The sequence below is a fragment of the Variovorax sp. P1_H12_2 genome, from assembly GCF_056405335.1.
In genome coordinates this window covers 1-5,822 of the sequence record NZ_JBFUCI010000402.1, presented here as the reverse complement: position 1 = coordinate 5,822, position 5,822 = coordinate 1, and the positions used below count along the sequence as shown (strand labels likewise).

The 5,822-nt window shown below is 68.1% G+C and carries 4 protein-coding genes and 1 tRNA gene; 2 read left to right on the top strand and 3 right to left on the bottom strand.

Annotation, left to right across the window (positions count from 1 at the left end; all coding sequences use genetic code 11):
* Together AC1D2K_RS28365 and AC1D2K_RS28360 are read right to left on the bottom strand one after the other, a co-directional pair.
* Positions 1 to 1,057, bottom strand: a 1,057-nt coding sequence (locus AC1D2K_RS28365) for a tyrosine-type recombinase/integrase (protein ID WP_478092910.1), incomplete at its 3' end; no start/stop codon positions are given.
* 182 nt (positions 1,058 to 1,239) lie between these two features.
* Positions 1,240 to 1,324, bottom strand: a tRNA-Leu gene (locus tag AC1D2K_RS28360).
* Between the two features lie 90 nt (positions 1,325 to 1,414).
* Between AC1D2K_RS28360 and rnr the strand changes: the two genes are divergently transcribed.
* Positions 1,415 to 3,709, top strand: a complete 2,295-nt coding sequence (gene rnr, locus AC1D2K_RS28355) for a ribonuclease R (RefSeq protein WP_478092908.1) — start codon at positions 1,415 to 1,417, stop codon at positions 3,707 to 3,709.
* A 16-nt stretch (positions 3,710 to 3,725) separates the two neighbouring features.
* Positions 3,726 to 4,487 carry an SDR family oxidoreductase gene (locus tag AC1D2K_RS28350; protein ID WP_478092907.1) on the top strand — a complete coding sequence of 254 codons (762 nt, stop codon included), beginning with the start codon at positions 3,726 to 3,728 and terminating at the stop codon, positions 4,485 to 4,487.
* 6 nt (positions 4,488 to 4,493) lie between these two features.
* Here AC1D2K_RS28350 and AC1D2K_RS28345 read toward each other — a convergent pair.
* Positions 4,494 to 5,822 (bottom strand): NAD(P)H-hydrate dehydratase (locus AC1D2K_RS28345; protein ID WP_478092905.1); only part of this gene is annotated, 1,329 nt, incomplete at its 5' end.

Below are 5,822 nucleotides of genomic sequence, written 5' to 3'. Positions count from 1 at the left end.
CGGCTGCCCCGGCCGCGTCGTCGTTGTAGTAGGTGTCGCGCAGCAGCCGCACATCCTTGGTCCCGATCGCGTGCGACAGGGCCAGCACGTCGATGAACTTCGACAGCCTGGTGGCCGCCTCGTGCTTGGTGTCGTGGAAGTGCAGATCCTCGATGCCAGCCCGGTCGCGGGCCTTGCGCCAGAGCGAGTCGCGCTGGCTGTCGTCCAGGCCCACGACATAGGGCTGGTCCTTCGGCATGCTGGCCAGCAGCTGATCCAGCAATTCCACGGCGCGGGCGGTGAGAGGGACATTGCGGCTGGGATCGACGGACGCCCGGCCGCTCGGTGCGGCCTTCCTGCGGCTCTTCTTGATGGCCGCAACGTGGACCAGGTGCCGGGCCTTGCAATAGTCCGCCGGCCGGATACGCAGCAGCTCGCCCGAGCGCATGCCCGTTTCCAGCGACAAGAGGAAGCACGCGCCCACCCGGGCGGTCAACGTGTTAAGGTGCGGGTCGGTGTCATAGCCAGTCGAGATGCGCAGAGCGCGGATCTCGTCCGGTGTGAGTAGCGGCCTCTTGCGAGCCCGCCCGCGCTCAGGGCGCCGAGCCCCATGGCAGGGGTTCACTTCCATCCACTTCCGATCCTTGACGGCATAGTTGAACGCCGCGCTCATCAGGTTGAGCTCACGGTTCACCGTGGCAGGCGAAACCGGCTTGCCAGTGCGGGTGCTGTCCTGCTTCAGGTTACGCGCGATCCATTCGTTGATATCGTGCGTCAGAATGTCGGAAAGCCGTTTGCTCGCCAGAGGATCCTTACACCACTTCATGAGTCGCAGTCCGTTCCACTTGCCCGAATCCGTGTCCTTGGCCACCGCCTCGAGGTACGCCTCGAAAAGTTCACCCGCCGTCGCGCCTGCGCCCTTTGCCGGGCTGAGGCGCCCGAGGGCCTTCTTTGCTTCCATGCGGGCGGCCCAGGCTTGGGCTTCGGCTTGTGTGTCGAAGGTGGCTGACTTTTTTCCGCCACCAGGCACGCGGACAATGACTCTGATGGAATTGCCGCGAGGTTCGAAGGAAGCCATAGGGGGCGCCGGGGAGTTGATCGACGGGGGACAGTGTTGGGGACGCCCCGGGTCCGTGTCAATCAGGTCTCTTTCGGCAGGAAATGGCGAAAGTGGGCAGAACCGTCCCCTGGTTCTGTCTCTGCAGAAAGCAAAAAACCCCGGTAAGTCTATGACTTGCCGGGGTTCGTTGGCTTTAGCTATGGTGCCCAGAAGAGGACTCGAACCTCCACGATGTTACTCGCTAGTACCTGAAACTAGTGCGTCTACCAATTCCGCCATCTGGGCCCACATGCTGCTTGGAATGAATCCTTGCAGCAGGTTTTGAATTTCAGGAACGAAGGAGATCATATCAAAAATATTGGCCATCCCAGCGGCTTGCTGGATGAAATTGAAGGTTCGGTGCAAGGACACCGCGATGGACACGGTTTCGTGCTGCGTGATGACGGCGAAGCCGACATCTATCTACCCCCCAACGAAATGCGCGCGGTGCTGCACAAGGACCGCGTCAAGGCGCGCGTCGTGCGCCAGGATCGGCGCGGCCGCCCCGAGGGCCGCGTGGTCGAKATCATCGAGCGCCCCGAGCAGCCGATCATCGGCCGCCTGCTGCACGAAGGCGGCGTCTGGCTGGTCGCACCCGAAGACAAGCGCTACGGACAAGATGTCCTGATTCCCAAGGGCGCGACCGGCACTGCGAAGGTCGGGCAGGTGGTGGTGGTGCAACTCACCGAGCCACCGGCGCTGTTCGGCCAGCCGGTCGGCCGCGTGAAGGAAGTGCTGGGCGAGATCGACGACCCCGGCATGGAGATCGAGATCGCGGTGCGCAAGTACGGCGTGCCGCACGAGTTCTCAGAGGCCTGCATCGCCGAAGCGAAGGCGATTCCCGACAAGGTGCGTCCGGCCGACAAGCAGGGCCGCATCGATCTCACCGATGTGCCGCTGGTCACGATCGACGGCGAAGACGCGCGCGACTTCGACGACGCCGTGTACTGCGAGCCTGCGAAGGTCGGGCGCGGCAAGGGCTGGCGCCTGCTGGTCGCGATCGCCGACGTCAGCGCCTATGTGCAGACCGGCTCGGCGATCGACATCGATGCCTACGACCGCGCCACCAGCGTCTACTTCCCGCGCCGGGTCATCCCGATGCTGCCCGAGAAGCTGTCGAACGGCCTGTGTTCGCTCAACCCAGAGGTCGAGCGCCTGTGCATGGTGTGCGACATGCTGGTGGCGGCCGATGGCGAGATCTACGCCTATCAGTTCTACCCCGCCGTGATGTGGAGCCATGCGCGCTTCACCTACACCGAGGTCGCCGCGATCCTCGGCAATACGCGCGGCCCGGAGGCGCTGAAGCGCAAGGACCGCGTCAAGGACCTGCTGAACCTGCATGACGTCTATCGCGCGCTCTTGAAGCAGCGCGGCAAGCGCGGGGCGGTCGACTTCGAGACCACCGAGACGCAGATCATCTGCGACGACGCCGGCCGGATCGAGAAGATCGTGCCGCGCACGCGCAACGAGGCGCATCGGCTGATCGAGGAAGCGATGCTCGCGGCCAACGTCTGCAGCGCCGACTTCATCGCCGAAGGCAAGCACCCCGGTCTCTACCGCGTGCACGAAGGCCCGACGCCCGAGAAGAAGGAGATCCTGCGCGGCTACCTGAAAGCCATGGGTGTGGGGCTGTCGATCACCGACGACCCGAAGCCGGGCGAGTTCCAGGCCATCGCCGACGCCACCAAGGAGCGTCCGGATGCGCAGCAGATCCACACCATGCTGCTGCGCTCGATGCAGCAGGCGATCTACACGCCGATCAACAGCGGCCACTTCGGCCTCGCCTACGAGGCCTATACGCACTTCACGAGCCCGATCCGGCGCTATCCGGACCTGCTGGTGCACCGTGTGATCAAGGCCATCCTCGGCAAGACCAAGTACCAGTTGCCGATGCTGCCGACGCCGGGCGAGGCGCACGCCAAGCTGGCGAAGCGGCTGGCCTCGCGCGTCAAGGCGCCGACGAGCAAGCCGCAGAAGGCGACCGTCGCGCCGACCAAGGAAACGCTGGCCTGGGAAGCTGCGGGCCTGCACTGCAGCGCCAACGAGCGGCGCGCCGACGAGGCCAGCCGTGACGTCGAGGCCTGGCTCAAGTGCAAGTACATGCGCGAACACCTGGGCGAGGAATACGGCGGCGTGGTCACGGCCGCGACCACCTTCGGCATCTTCGTCACGCTCGATGCGATGTACGTCGAGGGTCTGGTCCACATCACCGAGCTCGGTGGCGAGTACTTCAAGTTCGACGAGCATCGACAGGAACTGCGCGGCGAGCGCACCGRCATCCGCTATGCGATCGGCACCCGCGTGCGGGTGCAGGTGAGTCGCGTCGACCTGGACGGCCGGAAGATCGACTTCCGCCTGGTGCGCGAAGGCGAGGAACTGGCGCCGCGCGCCACGAAGGACAAGGGCGCGGCCACCGCCGGCGTGCCCGCCAAGGCATCGGCCAAGCGCTCGCGCAGCAAGGCCGAGGCGCCCGTCGAGCGGGCGGAGCGTGCCGAGCGATCAGAACGTTCAGAGCGTCCGGAGCGCGCGGAGCGGGTCGCCGCGGCGGCGCCACAATCCGCCATGCAGGCGTTCAGGACCGCGGTCAAGAAGGCCGCCAACAAGATGAAGGGGCGCAAGCCGCGCCGCTGAAAAGAAGGACACAGGAATGAGTGGTGAGAAGACAAGCCGCATCGCGGTCGTCACGGGCGCCGGCAGCGGCATTGGCCGCGCGGCCGCGCTGGCCTTGCTGGCCGATGGCTGGAGCGTGGTGCTGGCCGGCCGCCGGCAGGAGCCGCTGGCGCAGGTTGCCAAGGAGTCGGGCGCCGAGACGAGAGCGCTCGCGGTGCCGACCGACGTCGCCGACCCGGAGTCGGTGAAGGCGCTGTTCGCGGCCGCGGTCGAGCATTTCGGCCGGGTCGACCTGCTGTTCAACAACGCCGGCGTGGGCAACCCGCCGGGCCCGTTCGAGGACTGGACGCCGGAGCAGTGGAAGGGCGTGGTCGACATCAACCTGACCGGCATGTTCTATTGCATCCAGCAGGCCTTTCGCACCATGAAGACGCAGACGCCGCGCGGCGGCCGCATCATCAACAACGGCTCGATCTCGGCCACCACGCCGCGGCCGAACTCGATCGCCTACACCGCGACCAAGCATGCGGTGAAGGGACTGACCAAGACCGCTTCGCTGGACGGCCGCAAGTACGACATCGCCGTCGGCCAGGTCGATGTCGGCAACGCGATGACCGAACTCGCCGCCCGGATGACCAAGGGCGTTCCTCAAGCCAGCGGGGAGATCGCGATCGAGCCCGTGATCGATGTGGCCATCGTCGGCCAGTCGGTGCTCTACATGGCCAACCTGCCGCTGGAAGCCAACGTGCTGTTCCACACGATCATGGCCACCAAGATGCCCTTCGTTGGGCGGGGTTAGGTTTCTTCAGCCGGCGGGCACGGGCAGGCCGCCTCGTGCAAGGGCGCCTGCGGTGAGCGGAAGGCCGGCGGGCCAGCGGTCGGCCCGATCGCCGTGTGTCCAGACCGCCTCGCAGGCAGCCGCCAGCGCGGGCCGGCCGACGGCCAGGGCGGCGCCGACCATGCCGGCGAGCACATCGCCGGTACCGGCGGTGGCCAGCCGCGCGTTGCCGCTGGAGTTGATCACCGTCACCTCACCGGTGGCGGCGATGACCGTGCCCGAGCCCTTGAGGATCACCACCGCGCCGAAGCGCGACGCGAGCCGGGCGGCCGCGTCCAGCCGGTCCGCCTGCACGTCGTAGGTGGTCGTCGCCAGCAGGCGGGCCGCTTCGAGGGGATGCGGTGTCAGCACCGTCGCGCGGCCGGCGTGCTGGCGCGCCAGCAGCAGCGGCTGCAGGCCGGCGTCGCTGGCGATCGCGTTGAGCGCGTCTGCATCCAGCACCAGCGCACCGGCTTCCGCCAGCACGCGGGGCAGCACCTCGGCGACGGCGGTGCCGCCGCCGCAGCCGCAGACCACGGTCATCGCGCCCAGGTCCAGCGTGTCGGGGCGCCTAAACATCAGCTCGGGTTGCAGCAGATCCAGCGGCGCGACCCCCGCATCCAGCGGGGCGACGAAGACGCGTCCCGCGCCGGCCGCGAGGGCGGAAGAGGCGGCCAGCAGGGCGGCGCCCGCCATGCCGGGGGCGCCCCCGATCACCGCGACATCGCCGTAGCTGCCCTTGTGCGAGGACTGCCATCGGCCGGGCGCGGCCGGCACGCCGGGCAGGCGCGCCACCGGCCGTTCGTCGCCGGGGCCGGTGCCGAGGTCGTCGAACCACACGTCGCCGGCGGCATCGCGGCCGTGGGCGGTGAAGAGGCCGGGCTTGAGGGTCAGCAGGCTCAGGCAGAGTCGGCGGGCGTTCGACGAAGCCGCCGCCGCGGGCAGCAGATCCGGCGGCAGCGTGCCCGTGTCGGGGTTCAGGCCCGAGGGCGTGTCCACGCTCAGCAGCGGCGCGGGGCCGGCGTGCATGCGACGCAACCATTCGAGCATCCGGCCTTCGGGCGCTCGCGTGGCGCCGATGCCCAGCAGGGCGTCGATCGCCAGATCGAACTGCGCCGGTGGCGCGTCCTCGAAGCACACGCCGGCGTCGCGCGCACGCTGGAGCGACGCGCGTGCGTCGGCCGGCAAGCGGCCTTCGTCACCGAGGCGCGTGACGACCGGCCTGAAGCCGCGCCGCTGCAATTGCGCCGCGGCTTCGAAGCCGTCCCCCCCGTTGTTGCCGGGGCCGCAGGCGACCCAGACCGTGCGTGCCTGCGG

Bases quoted from the DNA above. Each gene is read 5' to 3' on its own strand.
- AC1D2K_RS28350 (WP_478092907.1), top strand. From the start codon at position 3,726: ATGAGTGGTGAGAAGACAAGCCGCATCGCGGTCGTCACGGGCGCCGGC.